Here is a 25,169-nt window from a genome sequence, read left to right as displayed (position 1 = left end):
TGTTCAGTCATGAACGGCTTCTCCGGTTTTCTTACTTTTGAACATGTCCAGTGCAAGCATTACGGCACCGACAGTGATTGCACTGTCGGCGAAGTTGAACGCCGGGAAATACCAGCGGTTCTGCCAATGCACCAGAATGAAATCGATCACATGACCCAGGGCAATGCGGTCGTACAGATTGCCCAGCGCGCCACCGAGCACCAGGGCCAGCGCAATCGCCAGCCAGGTTTCGTTGCGCCCCAGGCGCTTGAGCCACACCACCAGCACCGCACTGACCACGACGGCAATCAGGGCGAACAACCAGCGCTGCCAGCCGGAGCTGTCAGCCAGGAAGCTGAACGCCGCGCCGGTGTTGTAGGCCAGTGTCCAGCTGAACAAATCGGGGATGACCACGATTTGCTGGTACATCTCGAGCTTGCCTTCGAAGTAGAACTTGCTGGCCTGGTCGATGACCAGGACCAGCAAACTCAACCAGAGCCAGCTCAGCCGTCCGAAACGGCCAGCCGCGTTAGGCATAGTGACGAACCTCGCCAGCGCCGCTGATGTTGTCGACGCAACGACCGCAGATTTCCGGATGCTCCGGATTCACGCCGACGTCTTCACGGCAGTGCCAGCAACGGGCGCACTTGGCGTGGCTCGACTTGACCACTTGCAACTTCAAACCGCTGACTTCGGTGACCACGGCATCGGCCGGAGCCTGCACGAACGGTGCGACAGTGGCGGTCGAGGTGATCAGCACGAAGCGCAGTTCGTTGCTCAGCTTGGCCAGGTCGGCGCTCAGCGCCTCTTCGGCGAACAGCGTCACTTCGGCTTGCAGGTTGCCACCGACGGCCTTGGCCGCGCGCTGGATTTCCATTTCCTTGTTGACCGCTACCTTGACCTCCATGATCCGCTCCCAATAGGCGCGGCCCAGTTCGACGTCTGCCGGCAGTTCGGTCAGGCCTTCGTACCAGGTGTTGAGCATCACCGATTCGTTACGCTCGCCCGGCAGGTATTCCCACAGTTCGTCGGCGGTGAACGCAAGGATCGGAGCGATCCAGCGCACCAGCGCTTCAGAGATGTGGTACAGCGCGGTTTGCGCCGAACGGCGAGCCTTGCTGTTGGCGCCAGTGGTGTACTGACGGTCCTTGATGATGTCGAGGTAGAAGCCGCCCAGCTCCTGCACGCAGAAGTTGTGGATCTTGGAGTAGACGTTCCAGAAGCGGTACTCGCCGTAGTGCTCTTGCAACTCGCGTTGCAGCAGCAAAGTACGGTCCACGGCCCAACGGTCCAGCGCCAGCATTTCTTCGGCGGGCAGGATGTCGGTGGCCGGGTTGAAACCGGTCAGGTTCGAAAGCAGGAAGCGTGCGGTGTTACGGATACGCCGGTAGGCGTCCGCGCTGCGCTGCAGAATCTGCTCGGAAACTGCCATTTCGCCCGAGTAATCGGTCGATGCTACCCACAGACGCATGATGTCGGCGCCCAGGGTGTCGTTGACTTTTTGTGGTGCGATCACGTTGCCAAGGGACTTGGACATTTTGCGGCCGGACTCATCGACGGTGAAGCCGTGGGTCAGCAGCTCGCGGTACGGCGCGTGGTTGTCGATGGCGCAACCGGTCAGCAGCGACGAATGGAACCAGCCGCGGTGTTGATCCGAGCCTTCCAGGTACAGGTCCGCACGCGGACCGGTCTCGTGGCCCATCGGGTGCGAACCGCGCAGGACGTGCCAGTGCGTGGTGCCCGAATCGAACCAGACGTCCAGGGTGTCGCTGATCTTGTCGTATTGCGGCGCTTCATCACCGAGCAACTCGGCGGCGTCCATCTTGAACCAGGCTTCGATGCCTTCGACTTCGACGCGCTTGGCCACTTCTTCCATCAGTTCAGCAGTACGCGGGTGCAGTTCACCGCTTTCCTTGTTCAGGAAGAACGGAATTGGCACGCCCCAGTTACGCTGACGGGAGATGCACCAGTCCGGCCGGTTGGCGATCATCGAGTGCAGGCGCGCCTGGCCCCAGGCCGGAACGAACTTGGTCTCTTCGATGGCTTTGATAGCCCGCTTGCGCAGGGTGTCGCCGGTTACAGGCTCTTTGTCCATGCCGATGAACCACTGCGCGGTGGCGCGGTAGATCAGCGGAGTCTTGTGACGCCAGCAGTGCATGTAGCTGTGTTCGATGATGCTGGTGTGCAGCAACGCACCGACTTCGGTCAGTTTGTCGACGATGGCCGGGTTGGCTTTCCAGATGAACTGGCCGCCGAAGAACTCCAGCGATGGCACGTAAACGCCGTTGCTTTGCACCGGATTGATGATGTCGTCGTTGACCATGCCGTACTTCTTGCAGGTCACGAAGTCGTCCACGCCGTAGGCTGGCGAGGAGTGAACCACACCCGTACCGGCGCCCAATTCAACGTACTCGGCCAGGTAAACCGGCGACAGGCGATCGTAGAACGGGTGACGGAAGTTGATCAGCTCCAGCGCTTTACCGGTGGTGGTCGCGATGACCGAGCCTTCCAGGCTGTAACGGGCCAGGCACGACTCGACCAGCTCTTCAGCCAGCACCAGCAACTTGTCGCCGACATCGACCAGGGCGTAGTTGAATTCCGGGTGAACGTTCAGCGCCTGGTTGGCCGGGATGGTCCACGGGGTGGTGGTCCAGATCACGATGGACGCAGGCTTGGCCAACGACGCCAGACCGAAAGCGGCAGCCAGTTCGGCTTCATCGGCAATCGGGAACGCCACGTCGATGGTCGAGGACTTTTTGTTTTCGTACTCGACTTCCGCTTCAGCCAGGGCCGAACCGCAGTCGAAGCACCAGTTCACAGGCTTGAGGCCCTTGAACACGAAACCGCCCTTGACGATTTCGGCCAAGGCGCGGATTTCACCGGCCTCGTTCTTGAAGTCCATGGTCTTGTACGGGTTGGCGAAGTCGCCCAACACGCCCAGACGGATGAATTCGGATTTCTGGCCTTCGATCTGCTCGGTGGCGTAGGCACGGCACAGTTCGCGGGTCTTGTCCGCGCCCAGGTTTTTACCGTGGGTCACTTCGACTTTGTGTTCGATCGGCAGGCCGTGGCAGTCCCAGCCCGGAACATAAGGCGCGTCGAAACCCGACAGGGTTTTCGAGCGGATGATCATGTCCTTGAGAATCTTGTTCAGCGCATGACCGATGTGAATCGTGCCGTTGGCGTACGGAGGACCGTCGTGCAGTACGAACTTCGGACGATCCTTGCCAATCTCGCGCAACTTACCGTACAGGCCAATGCTGTCCCAGCGCTGCAGAATCTGCGGTTCGCGCTGAGGCAGGCCGGCCTTCATTGGGAAGGCGGTGTCCGGAAGGTTTAGCGTGGCTTTATAGTCGGTCATTTAAGGCTCTTCATTAGCGATTGGCGCTAGGTGCGACAGGGCACGGGCGGCGGCAACATCCGCATTGATCGCCGTCTTAAGCGCCTCCAGAGAGGCGAAACGCTGCTCTTCACGCAGCTTGTGGTGGAAAACCACCGTCAAACGCCGGTCATACAGATCGCCGGCAAAATCTAAAAGATGCACTTCAAGGTGGGCTTTGCCATCACCTTGAACGGTGGGCCGCACGCCAATATTGGCAACGCCTGGCCAGGTCTTGCCGTCGATGTCGACATTGACCAGGTAAACCCCGGTCAGCGGCACGCGACGACGCTTGAGTTGAATGTTGGCGGTCGGCGTACCCAACTGACGCGCCAGCTTCTGGCCATGCAACACGCGCCCGGCAATCCGGAACGGACGCCCGAGCAGGCGCTCGGCCAAGGCAAAATCAGCAGCGGCCAGGGCATTGCGGACCTGAGTGCTGCTGACGCGAATACCGTCCAGCTCGACTGTCTGCGCCGCTTCGACGGTAAAGCCCTGAAGGACACCGGCATGCTGCAGGAAATCGAAATCCCCGATTCGATCGCAACCGAACCGGAAGTCGTCACCGACCTCCAGGTGCTGCACGCCCAGGCCGTCAACCAGAATGGTATCGACGAATTCATTGGCGCTGAGCTTGCTCAGGCGCTGATTGAAGGCCAGGCACAGGACGCGGTCGACGCCTTCCTCGGCCAGCAGCTGCAGTTTATCCCGCAGCCGGGCCAGACGGGCTGGAGCCGTGTCCGGGGCAAAGAACTCCCGTGGCTGCGGCTCGAAAATCACCACGCAGCTGGGCACGCCCAACTCGATAGCACGCTCACGCAGCCGCGCCAGGATAGCCTGGTGGCCACGGTGAACACCGTCAAAGTTGCCAATAGTGGCGACACAGCCCCGATGCTGGGGGCGCAGATTGTGGAGGCCTCGAACCAGCTGCATAACGCGCTTCTTGCTCATAAAGTGGTCGATTATAACCACACCCGGCGGCCGACGACAGGCAACACCGTAACCCAAAGTAATCGAGCCGACAAAACTGCCGGTTCGCCCATGTTTATCGAGGCAAAAGCCTCAGCTCAGCGCCTTGCGATTGAAGTCGCGCAAACGGAAGCCCATCAACAGCAGCATGCCGAAATAACTGACCACACCGGCCGCGACCAATGCGCCCAGGCGCAGGAACCGTTCCAGCATATGCCCCTGATCCCAGGCCGGCATAAAGTGCATCCCTACCAGTAGCACCGCAGACATGACCAATACGGCGATCACCAGTTTAAGGCCAAACTTCGCCCAGCCCGGTTGCGGCTGATACATCTGCTGTTTACGCAATTGATAGAACAATAGCCCGGCATTGATGCAGGCACCGGCGCTGATCGCCAGGGCCAGACCGGCGTGAGCCAGCGGGCCGATCAGCACCAGGTTGAACAACTGGGTAACGACCAGGGTGAAAATCGCGATTTTTACCGGGGTCCGGATGTTTTGTTGCGCATAAAAGCCCGGCGCCAGCACTTTGATCACAATAATCCCGAGCAGACCGACAGAATAGGCAATCAACGCCCGCTGGGTCATGGATGCGTCAAACGCACTGAACTGACCGTACTGGAACAGCGAAACCGTCAGCGGCTCGGCCAGAATCCCCAGCGCCAGCGAACATGGCAACACCAGCACGAAGCACAGGCGCAGGCCCCAATCGAGAATCCGCGAATACTCGTTGCGATCCTTGCTGGCGTAGGTCTTGGCCAGGGTCGGCAGCAGAATCGTTCCGAGCGCGACTCCCAGCACACCGGACGGCAATTCCATCAAGCGGTCGGCGTAATACATCCACGACACGGAGCCTGCGACCAGGAACGAGGCGAAAATAGTGTTGATGATCAGCGAAATCTGACTCACGGACACGCCGAGAATCGCCGGCAACATCTGCTTCATGACGCGCCAGACGCCAGTGTCACGCAAGTTCAGGCGCGGAAGGACGAGCATGCCGATCTTTTTCAGGTGCGGCAGCTGATAGAGCAATTGCGCCAGGCCACCCACCAGTACCGCCCAACCCAGCGCCATGACCGGCGGATCGAAATACGGCGTCAGGAACACCGAAAAGATGATCATGCTGACATTGAGCAGGGTCGGCACGAAGGCCGGCACGGAAAAGCGGTTGTACGTATTGAGGATCGCCCCAGCCAATGAGGACAGGGAAATGAGCAATATATAAGGGAAGGTCACCCGCAACAGGCTGGAGGTCAGCTCGAATTTTTCCGGGGTATCGGTGAAGCCCGGCGCCGTGGCCCAGATAACCCATGGTGCGGCGAGCATGCCCAGCGCAGTCACCAGCGCCAGCACCAAAGTCAGCAGGCCGCTGACGTAAGCAATGAACGTTCGCGTCGCCTCTTCGCCCTTCTGGCTTTTGTATTCGGCAAGAATCGGCACAAACGCCTGGGAAAATGCCCCTTCGGCAAAGATTCGCCGCAGCAGATTGGGCAATTTAAAGGCGATGAAGAAGGCGTCAGTCGCCATTCCGGCGCCAAATGTGCGCGCGATGAGAGTGTCACGAACGAACCCCAGAATCCGGGAAAGCATCGTGATAGAGCTGACGGCGGCCAACGATTTGAGCAGATTCATTGAAAGAGTTTGTGCCTGTCGATAAACAGCAGGCGAACAAAGCGCCTACTTATGCGATACTCCGCGCCGCAGCAGCACAGAGCCAAAGCTCGCGAGTTTACAGGTCAAGCGCCGGAAATAAATATCCCGCCTCTTTATACCTACCACTTAGCGGAACGTCTCAACCGCCCTTGACAAGACATCAACTCATCGGCATGATTCGCGGCCTATTTTGTTTGCTATTTCCTAAAAAGTCTTTCGAGGAGCTCGACGGTGGCCAACACACCTTCCGCCAAAAAACGTGCAAAACAGGCTGAGAAGCGTCGCAGCCACAACGCCAGCCTGCGTTCCATGGTTCGTACCTACATCAAGAATGTAGTTAAAGCCATCGACGCAAAAGACGCTGAAAAAGCTCAAGCAGCTTACGTTCTGGCTGTGCCAGTAATCGACCGTATGGCCGATAAAGGCATCATCCACAAGAACAAGGCAGCTCGTCATAAGAGCCGCCTGAACGGTCACGTCAAGGCTCTGAACCTTGCTGTTGCCGCATAAGCGATAAGCTTGTTAAAAAACCGACCTCAGGGTCGGTTTTTTATTGCCTGCGATTTAACAAACTCAACACAAAAAAATGGGAGCGGCACCGCCACTCCCACATTTCGATCTTTGCTAGCTTACTGAGCGTGGGTCCACGGCAGGATCGGGATGGCCGTCACCGCATTCTGTGGACTGCCTTCGATCAGGCGATCGCTATAAACCAGGTACACCAGCGTATTGCGCTTCTTGTCGAGGAAACGCACCACCTGCATGGTCTTGAACACCAGCGATGTGCGCTCCTTGAACACCTCGTCGCCATCCTTGAGCTCGCCCTTGAAGCTGATCGGACCGACCTGGCGACAAGCGATAGACGCCTCAGCACGATCTTCAGCCAACCCCAAACCACCCTTAACGCCGCCCGTCTTGGCTCGCGACAGGTAGCAGGTCACGCCCTCGACCTTAGGGTCATCAAACGCCTCGACGACGATACGGTCGTTCGGGCCGACGAATTTGAACACCGTCGACACCTGGCCAATTTCCTCGGCCGAGGCCAGCAGCGGCATCGCCAACAGCAGACCCAATAATCCTTTTGCCATGCGCATTCAGGTATTCCTTCAGACCAGAATCAGGTTATCGCGGTGAACCAGTTCTGGCTCAGCCATGTAACCCAACAGACCGACAATCGCCTCAGACGACTGACCGATGATTTTTTGTGCTTCTAGCGCACTGTAGTTGGCCAGGCCGCGAGCGATCTCCCGACCATCCGGAGCCACGCAAACGACCATTTCGCCACGCCGGAAACTGCCCTGGACCAGCTTGACGCCCACCGGCAGCAGACTTTTGTTGCCCTTGGACAACGCCGTCACCGCACCCGCATCCAGCACCAGGGTGCCGCGAGTCTGCAGATGCCCTGCCAGCCATTGCTTGCGCGCCGCCAGCATGCCGCGCTCCGGCGACAGCAAGGTGCCGATGCGCTCCCCCGCCTTCAGACGATCCAGCACGCGCTCAATGCGCCCACCCACGATGATGGTGTGGGCACCGGAACGCGCAGCCAGACGCGCAGCGCGCAATTTGGTCTGCATACCGCCACGACCCAATGCACCACCGGTGCCGCCCGCGACAGCATCCAGCGCAGGATCATCGGCGCGCGCTTCGTAAATCAGGTTAGCGTTGGGATTGTTGCGAGGGTCAGCGTCGAACATGCCATCGCGGTCGGTGAGAATGACCAGCAGATCAGCCTCAACCAGGTTCGCCACCAGCGCCGCCAAGGTGTCGTTGTCGCCAAAACGGATCTCGTCGGTTACCACGGTGTCGTTTTCGTTGATGACCGGGATCACTTTTAGCTCGACCAACGCTCGCAGCGTACTGCGCGCATTCAGATAGCGTTTGCGGTCGGACAAGTCATCGTGCGTCAGGAGAATCTGCGCGGTGTGCCGGCCATGCTCGGCGAAGCTCGACTCCCAGGCCTGCACCAACCCCATCTGACCGATGGCGGCAGCGGCCTGCAGCTCGTGCATCGCACTGGGTCGTACCGTCCAGCCCAAGCGACTCATCCCCGCTGCCACGGCCCCGGAGGACACCAGCACCAGCTCGACGCCAGCTTCATGCAGAGCCACCATCTGCTCGACCCAGACACCCATTGCCGCGCGATCCAGGCCCTTGCCGTCCGCCGTCAGCAAAGCGCTGCCGATTTTCACGACCCAACGCTGCGCACCTGTCACCTTGCTCCGCATCATCTTCAACCTTAGCTTGAGGACAGCGCGACGTAGCACTGCCCGTAACGTTATTCGTGACTACCGATTTCCAGATACTAAAACGCCGCTCTAGCAAGCGGCGTTTAAGTTTATCGCAACGAATCAGTCACGCACGTAAATGATTTCCGGACCGTCTTCATCATCCACATCTTCTTCGTCCCAATCATCGTCGCCGATGTCGTGGACCGACTTCACGCCACTGCGACGCAGGGCACGCTGATCATCCAGCGCCTGCAGCTGAGCACGGGCTTCGTCTTCGATGCGCTGATCGAGTTCGGCCAGCTCTTCCTTGTAGGCCGGGTCGTTAGCCAGACGATCAGCACGGTCTTCCATGTAACGCATGATGTCGTGACACAGACGCTCGGTACCGAGCTTGGAGATGGCCGAAATCACGTAAACAGGACCGGTCCACTCCAGACGATCGACGATTTCCTTGACGCGAGCGTCGTGCTCTTCTTCAAGGATCTGGTCGCATTTGTTCAGCACCAGCCAGCGATCACGCTCAGCCAGGGACGGGCTGAACTTGGTCAGCTCGCTGACGATCACTTCAGCGGCATCCGGAGCGCTGGCGTCATCCAGCGGCGCCATGTCGACGAGGTGCAGTAGCAAACGGGTACGCGACAAGTGCTTGAGGAAACGGATCCCCAGGCCTGCGCCGTCGGAAGCCCCTTCGATCAGCCCCGGAATGTCCGCGACCACGAAGCTCTTCCAGCGATCGACGCTGACCACACCCAGGTTTGGCACCAGCGTGGTGAACGGGTAGTCGGCGACTTTCGGCTTGGCGGCCGATACCGAACGAATGAAGGTACTTTTGCCAGCATTGGGCAAGCCCAACAGACCAACGTCAGCCAACACTTTCATTTCCAGCTTGAGATCACGCGCCTCACCCGGCTTGCCCGGAGTGGTCTGACGCGGAGCCCGGTTGGTACTGGATTTGAAACGCGTGTTGCCCAGGCCGTGCCAGCCACCATGAGCCACCAACAATTTCTGGCCAGCCTTGGTCAGGTCGCCAATGACTTCCTGGGTGGCTGCATCGATAACGGTGGTGCCGACCGGTACACGCAGCACCAACTCCTCACCTTTCTTGCCGGTGCAGTCAGTGCTGCCGCCGTTGGAACCGCGCTCGGCATCAAAGTGCCGAGTGTAACGGTAGTCCACCAGGGTGTTGAGGTTTTCGTCGGCGATCATGTAGACCGAACCGCCATCACCACCGTCACCGCCGTTCGGGCCGCCGTTTTCGATGAATTTTTCGCGACGGAAGCTCATGCAACCGTTGCCGCCGTCACCGGCCTTTACTCGAATCGATACTTCATCAACAAACTTCATAACAAAACGCCTCTCGCCATACGGACGAGCCGAAAAAATCTAGACATAAGACTCTTGCAAAAATGAGCGCAGCGACCTCAATCAACGACCGCGAATCCAGCGCTGGAGCCCATTACAAACAGCTTTGCAAGAGACTCACCCCACAAACGAAAAAGCCCCGTCGCAAGACAGGGCTTTTCCAGCAACCACGTAATTATGCCGCGACGACTTCAGTCTTCGGGACAATGCTTACGTAACGACGACCGAAGGCGCCTTTTACTTCGAACTTGATCACGCCGTCGATTTTAGCGAACAGAGTGTGATCTTTGCCCATGCCAACACCGTAACCGGCGTGGAATTGGGTGCCGCGCTGACGCACGATGATGTTGCCCGGAATGATAACCTGGCCGCCATACATCTTCACGCCAAGGCGTTTGGCTTCTGAGTCGCGACCGTTACGGGTACTACCACCAGCTTTTTTGTGTGCCATGAGTCAATTCTCCTAGTGAGGAATTAGGCTGAAATTAAGCCTGAATACCGGTGATTTTGATCTCGGTGTACCACTGGCGGTGGCCCATACGCTTCATGTGGTGCTTACGACGACGGAACTTGATGATGCGGACTTTATCGTGACGACCTTGGGAGATCACTTCAGCCACAACGGTAGCGCCGGCAACAACTGGAGCGCCGATGTTCACGTCATCGCCATTGGCGACCAACAGAACGCGATCAAAAGTAACGGATTCGCCGGTAGCGATTTCCAGTTTTTCGATCTTCAGGTATTCACCTGGGGCGACCTTGTATTGCTTGCCACCAGTAACAATTACTGCGTACGACATGGTATTTCTCCGATAATCCTGCTCACCCAGCTCTTTATAAGAAGAGGTATTGGCTGGCATGGCTGCATAAGGCTGGAAGGCCTGTTTGCAATTGCGTAAGGCAGGTGCTGCCCAGGAAGTTCAGGGTGCGCGATTGTACGCAAGCTGCCAAGACGATGCAAGAGGCCGTCCATCGCGCCTTGACACCCGCCGACGTGGGTCCTAGCATGCCGCGCAACCCTTCTGGAGCAACTGTCGCTGATGCAACCCCAAGCTTTCTACCGCGCGGTGGCGGACGATTTTAGCGCCGTCGACGGCATCATCAAGAAGCAGCTGACTTCGCGCGTGCCGCTGGTATCGAAAATCGGCGATTACATTACCTCGGCCGGCGGTAAACGCCTGCGCCCTTTATTAGTGTTGCTGTGTGGCAAGGCCCTGGGTCGCGAAGGCGATGACTTGCGCCTGCTGGCCGCGACCATCGAATTTCTGCACACCGCCACCCTGTTGCATGACGACGTGGTCGACATGTCGGGCATGCGCCGTGGCCGCTCGACCGCCAACGCCATGTGGGGCAACGCTCCCAGCGTCCTGGTCGGCGACTTCCTGTACTCGCGCTCCTTCGAGATGATGGTAGAGCTGGGCTCGATGCCAGTGATGAAGATTCTTTCGCAAGCCACGCGCATCATCGCTGAAGGCGAAGTGTTGCAGCTGTCGAAGATTCGTGACGCCAGCACCACGGAAGAAACCTACATGGAAGTCATCCGCGGCAAGACCGCGATGCTCTTCGAGGCGTCGACCCATAGCGCCGCAGCCCTGTGCGAAGCCACGGCGGAACAGGCCGAAGCGCTGCGTACGTTTGGCGATCATCTGGGCGTGGCTTTCCAACTGGTCGACGACTTGCTGGACTACAAAGGCGACGCAGAGACCCTGGGCAAGAACGTCGGTGACGACCTGGCCGAAGGAAAACCGACTTTACCGCTGATCTACACCATGCGCGAAGGCACGCCGGAGCAGGCTGCACTGGTGCGCAAGGCCATTCAGAAAGGCGGGATCGAAGATCTGGAACGCATCCGCGAGGCCGTTGAAGCTTCCGGCTCGCTGGAATACACCGCAACACTGGCCCGTGATTACGTGGCCCGCGCGATCAAATGCCTCGACGCCCTGCCTGCCAGCGAATACCGCGATGCGCTGGTTGAGTTGAGCGAATTTGCGGTCGCCCGTACGCACTAACTGCACCGCAATACCCTGTGGGAGCGAGCCTGCTCGCGATTGCAATCCGCCAGTCGACACTGTTGCTGACGGACACACCGCAATCGCGAGCAGGCTCGCTCCCACAGGTTTATCAGCGTTCAGCCCTCTGCGACCTAAAACCCTATATAATGTGCGACTTTTAGCGATCCTCAATCCAAGGAGCCTTAGTGAGCACGTTGCCACCCTGCCCGAAATGCAATTCCGAATACACCTATGAAGACGGTGCGCAGTTGATCTGCCCGGAGTGCGCCCACGAATGGTCCGCCAGCGGCGAAGTCGAAGCGGCGTCCGACGACTCAGTGAAAAAAGATTCGGTCGGTAATGTTCTGCAAGACGGCGATACCATCACCGTGATCAAGGACCTCAAGGTCAAAGGCACGTCGCTGGTGGTCAAGGTCGGCACCAAGGTCAAGAACATCCGCCTGTGCGACGGCGATCACGACATCGACTGTAAGATCGACGGCATTGGCCCGATGAAGCTCAAATCCGAGTTCGTCAGAAAAGTCTGATATTGCTGTCTTCCATCCCGCGCCCTGCGTGGGATGGCGCTTCACCCTCCCCCGCTTCGCTCAGCCCCCCCCTCGCAGTAGCCAAACGCCAGCCGTTTTGACCTTACGCAACCTTTACCCGGAAAAATCACAAATCGCCAATAGGCCCTTGCTATTCGACGAATAAGAATTTTTCTCATTGAAACCTATTTAAAGGAGATGAGACCCATGACCTATTTGATCGATGCCTGGCTGGACCGTCCACACCCTTACCTCAGGATCCTGCATCGGGAAACCGGAGAAGTCTGTGCGGTGCTTGAAGAAGAAGCCTTGAGCGAATTGCAGGACCAGGGCGACCTGGACGTCAACAGCTTGAGTTCCAGCGAGCCGGTGGTACTTAAGGAACTGGTGCGTAATCTGTTTCTGTTCTGCTATGCCCGGGCGTTGCGCCCGACCAGCGATTTGAACCATAAGATCGAGTTATGAGAAACCGTAAAACACTGTGGGAGCGACGGTGCGTCGCTCCCACATCAGCCCGACGTTAGATCGGGCCATGTCTTACAGAACGTCGAGCAGCTCGACGTCGAATACCAGAACGCTGTGCGGCGGAATGCTGCCAACGCCTTGAGCGCCGTAAGCCAGTTCGCTCGGCACGTACAGGCGCCATTTGCTACCGGCGTTCATCAGTTGCAGGGCTTCGGTCCAGCCAGCGATCACGCCGCCAACCGGGAATTCCGCTGGCTGACCACGATCGTAGGAGCTGTCGAACACAGTGCCGTCGATCAGGGTGCCGTGGTAGTGGGTGCGCACTTGATCTTCACGGGTTGGCTTGGCGCCTTCACCTTGAGTCAGCACTTCAAATTGCAGGCCGGAAGCCAGGGTGGTGATGCCATCGCGCTTGGCATTTTCAGCCAGGAACGCCAGGCCTTCGCCAGCAGCCGCTTCAGCTTTTGCAGCTGCTTCGGCCTGCATGATGTCGCGGATCACCTTGAAGCTTGCGGACATTTCTTCCTGACCCACACGGCTAGGCTTGCCGGCGAATGCGTCAGTCAGGCCAGCCAGGATCGCGTCCAGGTTAACGCCCGGTGGCGGGTTGTCGCGCAGTTGATCGCCCAGCTGACGGCCAATACCGTAGCTGACGCGGGTTTCGTCGGTGGACAGATTTACTTCGGACATGACACTGCTCCGCTGTGCGGACGGCTCGGAACTTGCCGTGCTTGCACAGCGCATCCCGGAGCGCCCGGAACCAAAAGGGCCAGCAGACTAGCACAGATGTCTCGGTGCTGATGAGCGCCGTCAGTGCGCCCAGAACGAACGGAAGGCGATCGGCACCTTGAGGCTTTCTTCGGCAGCCGCACTCAACCCGCACATTTCGTCATGAACAGAGGTGTGCACAAGGTTGAATGGCAAGACCGGGAAGGACTTGATCAGATCACGTGCATGCTCGACCGAGCGCAAATTAAACATACGCCCGCGGGTATCGCTTAACGGATACGCCGCACCGTGCATCCGTGCCTCCAGCAGATAGATCCCGCCCTCCATGGAAATCAGGTTCAGCTCATCGATTTTTCCGGCGATGGCATACGCACGCAACTCTTCAACGTTCATGGAGGCACCTCACGCAGTGGCGAGCCAATATCAATACATGCATAGGCCTCGGCACCTCAAAGCACAAGCCAAAACCGACACCGCCCGTCTGTTTCACAACAGACGGGCGGTTGGGTACTGCAAAAAGACAGCAATCAGTGCTTGGTCAGCTTGTCCAGATACCCCATGGCAAACGCCGATATCACAAACGTCATGTGGATGATCACGTACCACTTCAAATGCTCGGGATCGACGTTCTTGGCGTCCATGAAAATCCGCAGCAAGTGGATGGAGGAAATCGCCACGATGGAGGCCGCCACTTTCATCTTCAACGAAGACGAATCCATGGTGCCCAACCAGTTGAGTTTTTCCTTGTCGTCGTCAATGTCCAGCTGGGAGACGAAGTTTTCGTAACCGGAAATCATCACCATCACCAGCAGGCCGCCCACCAGGGCCATGTCGATCAACGACAGCAGCACCAGGATCAGATCCGACTCGGCCATCGAAAACACGTTAGGGATGACGTGGAAGACTTCCTGGAAGAATTTCAGTGCCAGTGCCAGCAGCCCCAGGGACAGACCGAAGTAGATCGGCGCCAGCAGCCAGCGGGAGGCGTACATCGCATTTTCGATAAAGCGTTCCATTGAATCTCGCACGTAGGGTTGAAAATGGTCGCGAGTATACCAGCCGCCTGTCTGTCCCCAGAAGCAACCCGAAACCGTTGGGAAATCCTTTACCTGCGCGTGTGTTACAAAGTTTTTCTGCTAGTGTCCAGACTATCGAAAGATTAGCGACATCGGACAGGAAAACTGGAAATGGATGTGCGATTGCCTCTGACGAGTGCCGGTATTTGCCTGGCTTTGCTGTTGAGTGCCTGCTCGCCAAGTGACGAGAAACGCCAGGTCAGCCTCGAGGAAAAGACCGCGCAGTTCGAAAAGTCTCTGGACGCCATTCAGGATCCCAAGCTCAAGGATGCCGTGGCCGAACTGGGCGGCTCACTGTTGCTGCTCGAACGTGCGCAACTGAAACTCGACAGCAAGCCTGTCGAAACCGAGTACGGCGAAGACGTCCTCGCCGCGCTCAAGCATTACCCCACGCCACAGGCGCTGGTCGATACGTATATCAACGGTCTGTTCGTGCTGCACAAGGATTCGAGCTCCGACTACCTGACCGACTTGCAACCGGTGTTCCCCTTCAACTTCAGCGTCCCGGCGTCATTCCTCTTTCCCCATGGCCTGGAATGGCAATCGGTGACCCTGAGCAACAAGCGCGTCATCGCGTTCCAGCCGGAATGGTCGGAAACCGATCCTGGAATTCAACTGAGCCCCTCGAGTTCCAACCTGAGCAACCCCGATGATTTGACGGTGACCTATCCGTTCATAGAAGGCCTGAACGTGGACATCAAGCACCAGCCCCAACCCGTGAGCCTGCTGGGCAAGGTGGAAGTGATTGCGCCGAGCCGCCTCTACACCTTTGAACTGACGAAAAAAGACGTGGGCCAGACCCGCACCGATGACAACCTCAGCGTCACCTTGCTGCGCCTTGCCAACAACTACGCTGAAATCGAATTCAACAACAGCGCTCCTCCGGCCTCCGAAGTCGGCGATACACCATTGAACCCCTTGATCGTTCAGGCCAAGGACACCACCGGACAATTCATTTCGCGTTCGGGTTCGATCAATGAAACCGCCGCGCAAATTGCCTTCTATCAAAACCAGCTGGCGAAAATGCAACAACAGAAGGCCTGGAGCGAGGCGTTCGCAAAGCAGATCGATGAAGAACAGCGCAACTTCGAGAAGCAGCAGAATCATCATTACACCAAGGTGTACTTCAACGGCTCGATCGACACCCTCGACGTCAGCGTATTAGATTTTTCAACCGTCACGGTGACACGCAAAGACCTCAACCTGCCGGTGCGCCGCTTCGATTCGCACACCACGGCAAAAGCCATCCAGCCACTGAACTTGCCCGTCGTGGTGTATGACGATCAGGCCCCGCGCTGGCTAAAGGGCGCGACACTCGGCGAGGAACAATTGAAGAAGAGCGTCATCGTCACTCAGTCGGTGGACGACCCGAGTGCCGCGCGCATTGAGTTCGATCATCCCCGAAGCTTCAACGATGAACTGCTCGGCACCTCGTTCAGTCCTGGCGATAGCCCGGTCACTTTTTTTACAGCGGACAAAAATGGCAAACGCGATGGCCCCATCGAGCTGCCATCGCAGGCTTATCAGGTCGACCCGCTTCGCGGAGTCATCTCCTATGACCTGAACCTGTTTCCGGAGACGCCGGCCTATGCAGTGGGCTCGATGCCGCTGTTTCTGGCGATTGTCGACAAACAAACGCTCAACGCCCACCCACTGCCCAAAGGCCTGGAACTCAAAGGCAATGCATTGGTGGTCGATCAAAAGCTGTTTCCAGCTCAGGACTGGCGTTTTTTTGCCAAGGACGAGACTGGAAACTACCTGAAAGAGATTCTTTCGGTGACCCACGACGCGAGCACAGACGGCCCGGCATTATTTGCCGTGCATTACTTCTACGGCCAGCCAACGCGTCTGGAAACTTACCAGCGAACCGACCTCACCACCGTGCAATACGGTTTCGAAGTCAAACTGGCCCAGGCGGACCTAACCCACCTTGAACAATAGCCGGCTCAGTGATCGGGTCGGAACTCGAAGCCACCGAGATTGCGGCATCGGCCACCGTTGATTTCCCGAAGCTGGGCTTGCAGGTGCAGGCACCAGATCTGCGGGTCATCGGCCAGCTCGTAGCCATGCAAGGTCAGGCTCTCAACAATCGTGTCGAGAATTGATTCAGCCACGAAAGGGCCGTGGAACGGGCCCTGTGCCTTGATGGCTGAAGGTTGTTCGCCGGCCATTCCGGCGGCAAAGAGCAAGGTCCACATGCCCGTATCCCCCGCCAATGGGCGGATGGCACATTCGATACGGGTCACAAGGCCCAAACATTGACGGGTAAGGCAGAGGTTGCGCGACATGGCGGCGACCCTCGATAGATCCGGTATTCAGCCCCCACGGGAAGGCTGTCTCGATCCAGTGATTACTGTCGATATCCTTGACCTGAGAATAGAAGAAAAGTCTGACCAGTACGTCAAGCGAAACCAGAAGGCGCCGAATGGTCATTGTGTGAATATTGGCGCCAGAGTGATGGCACTTTTTCAGGATTCACCCAATATAAATGTGGGAGCGAGCCTGCTCGCGATGGCGGACGTTCAGCCAACACATGTGTTGGTTGACAGTGCATCATCGCGAGCAGACTCGCTCCCACAGTGGATCGTTGTGATCCTCAGATTGGTCAGGCCGGCTTGGCTTCGACCAACGCCTCCAGCGCCGCTTCTTTCTCGGCTTCCTTGAGGTCGTCTTCGCTGATCATTTCAGCGATCACCCGCAAGCGTTCCACCACCCGCGCATTCACGCTGCCCTCGGGAAACGCGCCATTCTCGTCCGGCGCACCGGCCGGCTCGCCCACCAGCAGGCTCAGCGCCTCATCGGCCTGGCGCACCGCATAGACGTGGAACTGACCCGCACGCACCGCCGACAACACCTTCTCATCGAGCATCAGCGTGGCAACGTTGGCGTGGGGAATGATCGCCCCCTGCTCACCGGTCAAACCGCGGGCTTCGCAGAGTCGGAAGAAGCCTTCGATTTTCTCGTTGACCCCGCCTACAGCCTGCACTTCACCAAACTGGTTGATTGAGCCCGTGATCGCAAAGCACTGCTTGAGCGGTGTTTTCGACAAGGCCGAGATCAGCGTGCACGCCTCGCCCAGCGACGCACTGTCGCCGTCGACGTAACCGTAGGACTGCTCCAGCGCGATACTCGCCGAGATCGCCAGCGGGAATTCCTGGGCGTAACGGCTGCCCAGATACCCGGTAAGGATCATCACGCCTTTGGAGTGAATCGGCTGGCCAAGGTTGACCTCGCGCTCGATGTCGACAATGCCGCTGCCACCCGGATACACCGTGGCGGAAATCCGCGCCGGAACGCCAAAGGCCGAGTCGCCGACTTCCAGCACGGTCAAGCCATTGCATTTGCCCACCGCCGCGCCATCGGTGTCGATCAGGATGATCCCGGCGAGCATGTCATCGAGAATCCGTGCCGAGACGCGCCCGGTACGGGTCGCCTTGGCCTTCAGTGCTCGTTCGATATGCCCCGAGTCAGTCATTTCGTCACTCGCCAGGTTACGAATGAAATCCGCCTCGCTGACCAGCTGAAAAAGATCACCGATGCGCGCCGACAAACGTCCCTGATGCTCGGCCAGGCGTGCGCTGTAGGTCGCCAGGCGTGCCACCGCGTCGGCGGTCAGCGGCGCCATGCCTTCTTCCGAAGTACGGGTCTTGAGCAACTGGGCGAACTGCTCCAGGCTTTCGTCGACCATCGGGATGTCTTCATCGAAGTCCACCAGGACGCGGAACATTTCCTGGAAGTCCGGATCGAGGTCTTGCAGCGTGTAATACAGCTGCCGCGCACCAATGATGACGACCTTGACCTGCAATGGAATGTTTTGCGGCGTCAGGGTCACGGTGGCCAGACGGCCCAGCTCACCGAGCGGCGACTCCATTTTCAGCTTGCGCGATTGCAGGGCGCGTTTCAGCGCGTCCCACACAAACGGCTCGCTGAGCATTTTTTCCGCTTCAAGGATCAGGAATCCGCCGTTGGCGCGGTGCAATGCACCCGGGCGCAGCTGCCGATAGGTCGTGTAGAGCGCCCCTTGGTCGGTGCTGTATTCGATGCGGCCAAACAGGTTTTCGTAAGTCGGGTGCGGCTCGAACACTACCGGCGCACCGCCGCTGGCCGAATGACCGACCACCAGGCTCGGCGCGTATTGTTCTTCCAGCATCTTGCGGGCTACCGCATCGACTTTACTGTCGTCGACCAGTTGCTCGACCACGGTCTTGAGCAGATAAACCTGCATCGCTTGCAGGTAACCACACACCGCAGCATTTTCGGCGTACTTCTCCGAGAGCGGAGACAACAGTGGCTGCAAGGCCAGGGTGATGGTTTCTTCGTTGAGGTGGCGCAGCTGATTGCTCGACTCGCGCTTCCATTGCGGCAGGCTCGCGAGTTCTTCGTTGAGGCGCTCTTCCAGCCACGAAATATCGTCGTGGAAACGGTCGCGATCGGCTTCCGGCAACTGGGAAAATTCCGCCTCGTCCAGCGCCTTTCCCTCGGCCATCGGAGTGAACGCGATGTTGCTGGCATCGCGGTACAGCGCGACCTCTTTCTCCAGCGCCAGGCGCTCGATCACATCCAGAGCCTTGTCGTAGCGCTGGTTGAAGGCACGGTCGATGGCACTTTTTTTCTGCTGGTAGGACGGGTGTTCGAAGACCGCCGGAAAGGTTGCCAGCAGGTTGTCGATCAAGCCGTTGATGTCAGCGATGAAGGCACCGGCCGTGCCCGAGGGCAGCTCCAGTGCGCGGGGTTCGCGAGGCTCGTCGAAATTGTTGACGTAGACCCAGTCAGCCGGGGTCTGCAGGCGTTTGCCTTCGGCTTTCAGGTAGCGTTTGACGAACGAGAACCGGCCAGTGCCGGGCTCACCCATGACGAATACGTTGTAACCGGGGCGTGGCATGGCCACGCCAAACTGCAAGGCTTCGACCGCACGTTCCTGGCCAAGCACACCGCGAAAGGGCTCCAGATCATTGGTGGTAGAGAAGCTGAACTGTTCAGCGGAAAACGGACGGGTCAGCGCTTCAGGCGCTAGACGCAAGCTGGCAGCAACAGGATCAGGCATCGGGCTTCCTTACATCAGGCGGGGCAGATAGCGGCATTCTGGCGCTGCCCATACCTCACTTGCAAGGCGCGCCTTTTGCCAAAGCATAGACAAGCCTTCATCCCCAGGTGCGCCGGGGCCAAATCAATGTTTAGTGCGAATGTTTGGTAAAAAATAACGGAACCCTTGGAACGTGCCTAAACTCCAAACTGCGCGGCTGGAACTAATAACCGGCCCACTGGCGCCAGATCGGGCCAGACCCCTTGTCCATTGGTATGCACACAAAGAGAACATAGCTATGAAACGGATTCTTCTCGGTACTCTCTTCACCGTTGTATCCCTCAACGCCATGGCACAAGCGCCAGGCGGCCCGGATTGCGGTTGGGGCAACATGCTGTTCGAAGGTCAGCGTGGCACTCCGGCTCACTTCCTGGCATCCACCACTAACGGCACGTCCGGCAACGCAACGTTTGGTATGACTTCCGGTACCAACGGTTGCTCGACTAATGCGTCGCTGACCTATGGCGGCAAATCCTGGCTTGCCATGAATGGCATGATGAACGAGCTGTCCGAAGACATGGCTAAAGGCAACGGCGAAGCGCTGACGACCTATGCCGTGGTACTGGGCGTGGCGCCGGAAGACCGTGCGCATTTCGCCACTGTGACTCACGAGCACTTCCAGCAGATCTTCAGCAAGGCTGACGTGACCGCTGAAGACGTGCATACCAACACTCTGGCTATCCTGAAGAACGATCCGCGTCTGGCCAAGTACGCGACTCAAGCTTAAGCTCGACTCCACCCGCTCCTCTCGAGGCGCGGGTTTTATTTTTTGGGCCCGTCCCTCTTTGGGTCTTTGTTTTTTTTCGACTTAAGTTGCCCACTATGCTCAAACGCCTTGCCTGGCTGGCGCTCTGTGTCTGCGCCCCGCTGTCCGCCGCGCCACACCTTGACGATCAACGTTTGCAGCAACTGGCCAACGACCCTTTCTGGATTTCCCTGGGCCATTACGAAACCGCCAAGCTCGGCGGCTGGCGCAGCTATGTCAGCGACAAGAAGTTCTTTCTGGCGCCCGACGGCAATGAACATCCCGACCGCGAACTGGCCGCCACCGTGCAGGCGCTGTACGCACCAGCCAGCGCTGGCGAACGGCATGCCCAGTGTGTCTACCCGGCCCGTACCCGCTGGCTGAAGGCGCAGCTCAACCTGACTGATCTTCCATCAGTCGATTGCACAGAATTCAAGCAGTGGTTCAAGGATGTCTCGCCCCACAGCGCGGTGATGATTTTCCCGGCGGCTTATCTGAACAGTCCTTCATCAATGTTCGGCCATACCTTGCTGCGCATCGACCAGGCCGATGTAGAGAGCGACAAGACTGCACTGCTCAGTTACGCGATTAACTTCGGCGCCTATATCGAAGGTTCGGACAACAGCATCCTTTACGCCTGGAAAGGCTTGATGGGCGGTTATCCAGGGCTGTTCGCACTGGTGCCCTATCAGGAAAAACTCTCGGAATACCGCAGCCTCGAAAATCGTGATCTGTGGGAGTACCGGCTGAACCTGACGCAGGCAGAAACCGAGCGCATGGTCGAGCACGTCTGGGAGTTGAAGCAGATCCAGTTCGACTATTTCTTCTTCGACGAAAACTGCTCTTATCGCCTGCTGGAGCTGCTGCAAGTGGCGCGTCCGAGCCTGCGCCTGACCGAGCAATTTCCGCTCACGGCGATTCCGACCGACACCGTCAAAGCGGTGAAAGAAGCCGGGTTGGTGCAGTCCATTCAATATCGTCCATCACGCGAACGGGAGTTGTTGAGCCGCGCCCAGCCGTTGACCGATGAAGAACAGCAATGGGTGCTGAAAGTCAGCGCCGACCAGAAGCAGCTGCAGCAACCGGCGTTCAAGGCGCAACCACGCGAACGTCAGGCGCTGATCATCGATGCGGCTTACCGACTTGAACGTTATCGCGCCAATGGCCAGGAACGCGATCCGGAACGGGCACAACGCAGTTTCGAATTGCTGCGCGCGATCAACCAGAACCCGCCGCCAGAGCTGGATATCCCCCGCCCCGGGCTGCCCGAGGACGGTCATGAATCGCGCACCTGGCAGGCCGGCATCGGCACCCGGGGCGACAAGGCCTTTGGCGAATATGGCCTGCGCATGGCTTATCACGACCTCAACGATAACGCCGAGAGCTTCCCGCTAGGCGCACAGATCGAAATCCTGCAGATGAAACTGCGTCAATACGAAGGCAACCATTGGCAGTTGCAGCAACTCGACCTGGCGACCATCCGCTCCCTGACGCCACGCAATGAGCTGTTGCAGCCGTTGTCGTGGCAAGTCACCGGCGGCCTGGAACGGGTGCCGGGCAAACATGACGACGAAACACTGGTCAGCCACGTCAACGGTGGTGCCGGCGGCACCTGGCAACTGAGCGAAGACATGCTCGGCTTTGCGCTGGGCACGGTGCGCATCGAACACAACAACGACTTTGCCGGGTTCGTTGCCCCGGCCGCCGGCTTCAACAGTGGCTTGCTGTGGAAAAACCCGCTCGGCAACTTCAGTCTGGAAGCCAAGGGCGATTTCTTCACCAACGGCGAAGTGCGCCGCAGCATGAGCCTGAACCAGCAGTGGGAACTGTCGCGCAACCTGGGACTGCGCCTGAGCGCCCAACGCGAATTCAGCCACCTCTCCACCCCCGAGAACGAAGTGATGCTTGAGGTGAAGTGGTATCACTATTGACCCGAATCCACCGCAACCCCGTGTGGTAGCAAGCCTGGCCGAACGGATTAATCACAGGCCTTTCACACACGCCTCACGAATCCACTCCTAGACTTCCCTTATAGGCCGTTGAAACGGTCCGGGAGTCAGAGATGTGGCGTTGCGCAGTGGTGCTGGGGTTGTTGATGTCGATTGCGGGTTGCCAGACGACCCACGAAGATCTGATCGCCAAAGGCTATCCACCGGCCTTCGCCGATGGTTTCGATGACGGTTGCAGCAGTGGCCGGCAGGCCGCCGGGGCCATCACCGGCGAGTTTCGCAAGAACGTCCCGCGCTACCTAAAGGACAAGCAATACGCCGAAGGCTGGAGCGACGGTTTCCGCCAGTGCCAGGCGATGCGCGAAAGTGAAGATCGCGCGGACTATCACAGCCGCCATTGGGACGATCGGGACAAAGCCTGGCAGCAACAGAAAGACCAGGGCGCTGCCCGGGCCTATCGCTCGCCATGAGTCGCTGACAGACATCCGTCGAAACTAAAAGACTGCAACCATGGCCCAAACCCTATAACGGGAGAAAACCATGAGTCGCGCCTTCGTCAATGAAGATAACACCGCCGCGCAAGCCGATCAGCCAGTTGAACGGCAAGTCAGCGCGCAGCCCAATTACGTCACGCCCGCCGGGCTTGCGCAGCTTCAGGCGAAAGTCGCCGAAGTGCAAAACCAGCTCAATGAACAGAGCGCGAAAGGTGAACTGGCCGACAAACAGCGCCAGGCCGACCTCGAGCGTGACTGGCGATATTTCAACCAACGCCTGCAAAGCGCCCAGTTAGTCGTACCCGCCTCCTCGACCGAGAAGGTGCAGATGGGCGCCTGGGTGACATTTGTCGATGAACAGGGCAACGAACAGCGTGTGCAGTTGGTTGGCGAGGATCAGGCGGACGCCGCCAGCGGGCTGATCAATTGGGGTTCGCCACTGGGGCGGGCGCTGTTGGGTGCGCAGGTTGGGGATGAGGTGGTGTGGAAGCGGCCGGTGGGGGATTTGGTGATTGAGGTTCTGGGCATAGAGGTTGGGTGACAGGGATGACGCCCATAAAAAAACGGAGCCTCGAAGGCTCCGTTTTTTCATGCAACCGACCCGATATCAGGCCAGTTTCTTGTGCCGTACACGATGCGGCTGGGAAGCCGCTTCGCCGAGGCGTTTCTTGCGATCAGCTTCGTACTCGGTGTAGTTACCTTCGAAGAACACCGCTTGCGAGTCGTCTTCGTACGCCAGGATGTGTGTCGCGACGCGGTCAAGGAACCACCGATCGTGAGAGATCACAATGGCAGCGCCCGGGAAGTCCAGCAGGGCTTCTTCCAGGGAACGCAGGGTTTCAACGTCGAGGTCGTTGGACGGTTCGTCGAGCAGCAGGACGTTGCCGCCCTCTTTCAGGGTCAGGGCCAGGTGCAAGCGACCGCGCTCACCACCGGACAGGTCCTTGACGAACTTCTGCTGATCGCCGCCCTTGAAGTTGAAGCGACCGACGTAGGTACGCGACGGAATCTCGTAGTTGCCGATGCGGATCTGGTCCGAACCGTCGGAGATTTGCTGGAACACAGTCTTGCTGCCGTCCAGGTCTTCGCGGCTCTGATCGACGCAGGCCAGTTGCACGGTTTCGCCGACTTCGATGGAGCCAGAATCCGGTTGTTCCTTGCCCATCAACATGCGGAACAGGGTCGATTTACCGGCACCGTTACCGCCGATCACGCCAACGATGGCGCCTTTAGGCATGGAGAACGACAGGTTGTCGATCAACACGCGATCGCCATAACCCTTGGAAACGTTCTTGAACTCGATGACCTTGTCGCCCAGGCGCGGACCGGCCGGGATGTAGATCTCGTTGGTTTCGCTACGCTTCTGGAATTCCTGCGATTGCATTTCTTCGAAGCGTTGCAGACGAGCCTTGGATTTGGACTGGCGGGCCTTGGCGCCTTTGCGCACCCACTCCAGTTCTTCTTTCATGGCTTTTTCGTGGGCCGACTGTTGCTTGGATTCGGCGGCCAGACGGTCGGACTTGGCTTCGAGCCAACCCGAATAGTTGCCCTCGTAAGGGATACCGGCGCCACGGTCGAGCTCGAGGATCCAGCCGGCAACGTTGTCCAGGAAGTAACGGTCGTGCGTGATCGCAACCACTGTGCCCGGGAAATCGTGCAGGAAGTGCTCCAGCCAGGCGACGGAATCGGCGTCCAAGTGGTTGGTCGGTTCGTCGAGCAGCAGCATATCCGGGGCGGACAGCAACAGACGGCACAGGGCCACACGACGCTTTTCACCACCGGACAGGAATTCGATCTTGGCATCCCACGCCGGCAGACGCAGCGCATCGGCGGCGACTTCCAGCTGGCGATCCAGGTTGTGACCGTCGCTCGCTTGCAGGATGGCTTCGAGTTTGGCCTGTTCAGCAGCCAGTTTATCGAAGTCGGCGTCTTCATCCGCGTATGCGGCGTAGACCTCGTCCAGGCGAGCCTGGGCGTTCTTGATCACGCTGACGGCTTCCTCGACCACTTCACGCACGGTCTTGGTCGGGTCCAGGATCGGTTCTTGCGGCAGGTAGCCGATGTTCAGTTCCGGCATCGGACGGGCTTCGCCTTCGAACTCGGTGTCGACGCCGGCCATGATTTTCAGCAGCGTGGACTTACCCGAACCGTTGAGGCCGAGTACGCCGATCTTGGCGCCAGGGAAGAACGACAGCGAAATGTTTTTCAGGATTTCCCGCTTCGGCGGAACAACTTTGCCCAGCCGATGCATGGTGAATACATATTGAGCCATGGAGAACCTTGGGTCAGTGACAGATGATTTGGAGCGCAGGCGTTGCCCGGCCAGACCGTGCGCGTCGTCCGCTTGACGGGTATCAATGCGTGCGCGCTGAAAAAGTCTGAGTCTAGGAGCTGGAACGCTCCCGCGTAACCGGCAAAGCTACCTGAATGACAGATGGCAGTCCAGCCAGTAGGGACTGGCACTTCGCCACAACTCAAGGCATGCTAGCCGCCCTTCGGGCGTCCGACTTATAGTGCAC

Annotated in this window: 24 protein-coding genes; 9 read left to right on the top strand and 15 right to left on the bottom strand. The window is 58.5% G+C overall.

What is annotated here, in order from left to right:
• Positions 1 to 3: 3 nt before the first annotated feature.
• From lspA to murJ, 4 genes are all read right to left on the bottom strand, one after another.
• Positions 4 to 516, bottom strand: a complete 513-nt coding sequence (gene lspA / locus BLQ41_RS09190) for a signal peptidase II (protein ID WP_090179761.1) — start codon at positions 514 to 516, stop codon at positions 4 to 6.
• Positions 509 to 3,340, bottom strand: coding sequence for an isoleucine--tRNA ligase (gene ileS, locus BLQ41_RS09185; RefSeq protein ID WP_090179758.1), 2,832 nt, complete (start codon positions 3,338 to 3,340; stop codon positions 509 to 511). The genes lspA and ileS overlap by 8 nt, the downstream gene beginning before the upstream one ends.
• Positions 3,341 to 4,291 (bottom strand): bifunctional riboflavin kinase/FAD synthetase, encoded by a 951-nt coding sequence (ribF, locus tag BLQ41_RS09180; protein ID WP_167360474.1) that lies wholly within the window; start codon positions 4,289 to 4,291, stop codon positions 3,341 to 3,343.
• A gap of 129 nt (positions 4,292 to 4,420) precedes the next feature.
• Positions 4,421 to 5,959: a murein biosynthesis integral membrane protein MurJ gene (gene murJ, locus BLQ41_RS09175; protein ID WP_090179750.1), complete on the bottom strand. Its 1,539-nt coding sequence runs from the start codon at positions 5,957 to 5,959 to the stop codon at positions 4,421 to 4,423.
• A 252-nt stretch (positions 5,960 to 6,211) separates the two neighbouring features.
• Here murJ and rpsT point away from each other — a divergent pair, with 252 nt between their 5' ends.
• Complete coding sequence (rpsT, locus tag BLQ41_RS09165) at positions 6,212 to 6,490, top strand: 30S ribosomal protein S20 (RefSeq protein WP_008154937.1); 279 nt, start codon at positions 6,212 to 6,214, stop codon at positions 6,488 to 6,490.
• A gap of 119 nt (positions 6,491 to 6,609) precedes the next feature.
• On the opposite strand, the gene BLQ41_RS09160 is transcribed toward rpsT, so the two are convergent.
• The 5 genes from BLQ41_RS09160 to rplU all read right to left on the bottom strand — a co-directional run bounded on the left by BLQ41_RS09160 (position 6,610) and on the right by rplU (position 10,370).
• Positions 6,610 to 7,074, bottom strand: a complete 465-nt coding sequence (locus BLQ41_RS09160; RefSeq protein WP_090179747.1) for a CreA family protein — start codon at positions 7,072 to 7,074, stop codon at positions 6,610 to 6,612.
• Between the two features lie 12 nt (positions 7,075 to 7,086).
• Positions 7,087 to 8,205, bottom strand: coding sequence for a glutamate 5-kinase (proB, locus tag BLQ41_RS09155; protein WP_090179744.1), 1,119 nt, complete (start codon positions 8,203 to 8,205; stop codon positions 7,087 to 7,089).
• Positions 8,206 to 8,328: 123 nt separating this feature from the next.
• Positions 8,329 to 9,552 carry an Obg family GTPase CgtA gene (cgtA, locus tag BLQ41_RS09150; protein WP_090179742.1) on the bottom strand — a complete coding sequence of 408 codons (1,224 nt, stop codon included), beginning with the start codon at positions 9,550 to 9,552 and terminating at the stop codon, positions 8,329 to 8,331.
• A 193-nt stretch (positions 9,553 to 9,745) separates the two neighbouring features.
• The gene (gene rpmA, locus BLQ41_RS09145; protein WP_017340859.1) at positions 9,746 to 10,021 is read right to left on the bottom strand and encodes a 50S ribosomal protein L27; all 276 of its coding nucleotides are present in this window, start codon (positions 10,019 to 10,021) and stop codon (positions 9,746 to 9,748) included.
• A gap of 34 nt (positions 10,022 to 10,055) precedes the next feature.
• Positions 10,056 to 10,370: a 50S ribosomal protein L21 gene (gene rplU, locus BLQ41_RS09140; protein WP_003176051.1), complete on the bottom strand. Its 315-nt coding sequence runs from the start codon at positions 10,368 to 10,370 to the stop codon at positions 10,056 to 10,058.
• 240 nt (positions 10,371 to 10,610) lie between these two features.
• On the opposite strand from rplU, the gene BLQ41_RS09135 reads away from it, so the two are divergent.
• From BLQ41_RS09135 to BLQ41_RS09125, 3 genes are all read left to right on the top strand, one after another.
• Positions 10,611 to 11,579 carry a polyprenyl synthetase family protein gene (locus BLQ41_RS09135; RefSeq protein ID WP_090179739.1) on the top strand — a complete coding sequence of 323 codons (969 nt, stop codon included), beginning with the start codon at positions 10,611 to 10,613 and terminating at the stop codon, positions 11,577 to 11,579.
• Between the two features lie 188 nt (positions 11,580 to 11,767).
• Complete coding sequence (locus BLQ41_RS09130; RefSeq protein ID WP_090179737.1) at positions 11,768 to 12,109, top strand: zinc ribbon domain-containing protein YjdM; 342 nt, start codon at positions 11,768 to 11,770, stop codon at positions 12,107 to 12,109.
• Between the two features lie 207 nt (positions 12,110 to 12,316).
• Positions 12,317 to 12,574, top strand: a complete 258-nt coding sequence (locus BLQ41_RS09125; RefSeq protein ID WP_090179734.1) for a PA4570 family protein — start codon at positions 12,317 to 12,319, stop codon at positions 12,572 to 12,574.
• A gap of 72 nt (positions 12,575 to 12,646) precedes the next feature.
• Here the strand turns inward: BLQ41_RS09125 and BLQ41_RS09120 are convergent, their stop codons facing one another.
• The 3 genes from BLQ41_RS09120 to BLQ41_RS09110 form a co-directional block, all read right to left on the bottom strand.
• Complete coding sequence (locus BLQ41_RS09120) at positions 12,647 to 13,264, bottom strand: FKBP-type peptidyl-prolyl cis-trans isomerase (protein WP_090179731.1); 618 nt, start codon at positions 13,262 to 13,264, stop codon at positions 12,647 to 12,649.
• Between the two features lie 120 nt (positions 13,265 to 13,384).
• On the bottom strand, positions 13,385 to 13,696 hold the full coding sequence (locus BLQ41_RS09115) for a DUF6482 family protein (protein WP_090179728.1): 312 nt from the start codon (positions 13,694 to 13,696) through the stop codon (positions 13,385 to 13,387).
• 134 nt (positions 13,697 to 13,830) lie between these two features.
• The gene (locus BLQ41_RS09110) at positions 13,831 to 14,319 is read right to left on the bottom strand and encodes a TIGR00645 family protein (RefSeq protein ID WP_033054284.1); all 489 of its coding nucleotides are present in this window, start codon (positions 14,317 to 14,319) and stop codon (positions 13,831 to 13,833) included.
• A 171-nt stretch (positions 14,320 to 14,490) separates the two neighbouring features.
• Between BLQ41_RS09110 and BLQ41_RS09105 the strand changes: the two genes are divergently transcribed.
• On the top strand, positions 14,491 to 16,320 hold the full coding sequence (locus tag BLQ41_RS09105; protein WP_090179725.1) for a hypothetical protein: 1,830 nt from the start codon (positions 14,491 to 14,493) through the stop codon (positions 16,318 to 16,320).
• Between the two features lie 5 nt (positions 16,321 to 16,325).
• Here BLQ41_RS09105 and BLQ41_RS09100 read toward each other — a convergent pair whose 3' ends face one another.
• Together BLQ41_RS09100 and BLQ41_RS09095 are read right to left on the bottom strand one after the other, a co-directional pair.
• Positions 16,326 to 16,667: a PA4575 family protein gene (locus BLQ41_RS09100; RefSeq protein WP_090179723.1), complete on the bottom strand. Its 342-nt coding sequence runs from the start codon at positions 16,665 to 16,667 to the stop codon at positions 16,326 to 16,328.
• A 317-nt stretch (positions 16,668 to 16,984) separates the two neighbouring features.
• Positions 16,985 to 19,423: a Lon protease family protein gene (locus BLQ41_RS09095; RefSeq protein ID WP_090179720.1), complete on the bottom strand. Its 2,439-nt coding sequence runs from the start codon at positions 19,421 to 19,423 to the stop codon at positions 16,985 to 16,987.
• 277 nt (positions 19,424 to 19,700) lie between these two features.
• Between BLQ41_RS09095 and BLQ41_RS09090 the strand changes: the two genes are divergently transcribed.
• The 4 genes from BLQ41_RS09090 to BLQ41_RS09075 all read left to right on the top strand — a co-directional run bounded on the left by BLQ41_RS09090 (position 19,701) and on the right by BLQ41_RS09075 (position 23,191).
• Positions 19,701 to 20,189 (top strand): DUF3015 domain-containing protein, encoded by a 489-nt coding sequence (locus BLQ41_RS09090; RefSeq protein ID WP_090179718.1) that lies wholly within the window; start codon positions 19,701 to 19,703, stop codon positions 20,187 to 20,189.
• A 95-nt stretch (positions 20,190 to 20,284) separates the two neighbouring features.
• Positions 20,285 to 22,138: an Lnb N-terminal periplasmic domain-containing protein gene (locus BLQ41_RS09085; RefSeq protein WP_090179716.1), complete on the top strand. Its 1,854-nt coding sequence runs from the start codon at positions 20,285 to 20,287 to the stop codon at positions 22,136 to 22,138.
• Between the two features lie 131 nt (positions 22,139 to 22,269).
• Positions 22,270 to 22,626, top strand: a complete 357-nt coding sequence (locus BLQ41_RS09080; protein WP_090179713.1) for a hypothetical protein — start codon at positions 22,270 to 22,272, stop codon at positions 22,624 to 22,626.
• 70 nt (positions 22,627 to 22,696) lie between these two features.
• Positions 22,697 to 23,191, top strand: a complete 495-nt coding sequence (locus BLQ41_RS09075; RefSeq protein ID WP_090179710.1) for a GreA/GreB family elongation factor — start codon at positions 22,697 to 22,699, stop codon at positions 23,189 to 23,191.
• 66 nt (positions 23,192 to 23,257) lie between these two features.
• On the opposite strand, the gene ettA is transcribed toward BLQ41_RS09075, so the two are convergent.
• Positions 23,258 to 24,922, bottom strand: a complete 1,665-nt coding sequence (ettA, locus tag BLQ41_RS09070; RefSeq protein WP_090179707.1) for an energy-dependent translational throttle protein EttA — start codon at positions 24,920 to 24,922, stop codon at positions 23,258 to 23,260.
• Positions 24,923 to 25,169 lie beyond the last annotated feature (247 nt).

The sequence above is a fragment of the Pseudomonas arsenicoxydans genome (genome assembly GCF_900103875.1).
In the GTDB taxonomy this organism is placed as follows: domain Bacteria; phylum Pseudomonadota; class Gammaproteobacteria; order Pseudomonadales; family Pseudomonadaceae; genus Aquipseudomonas; species Aquipseudomonas arsenicoxydans.
Note: the sequence above shows the minus strand (reverse complement) of the source record. Positions and strands in the feature narration are given on the sequence as shown.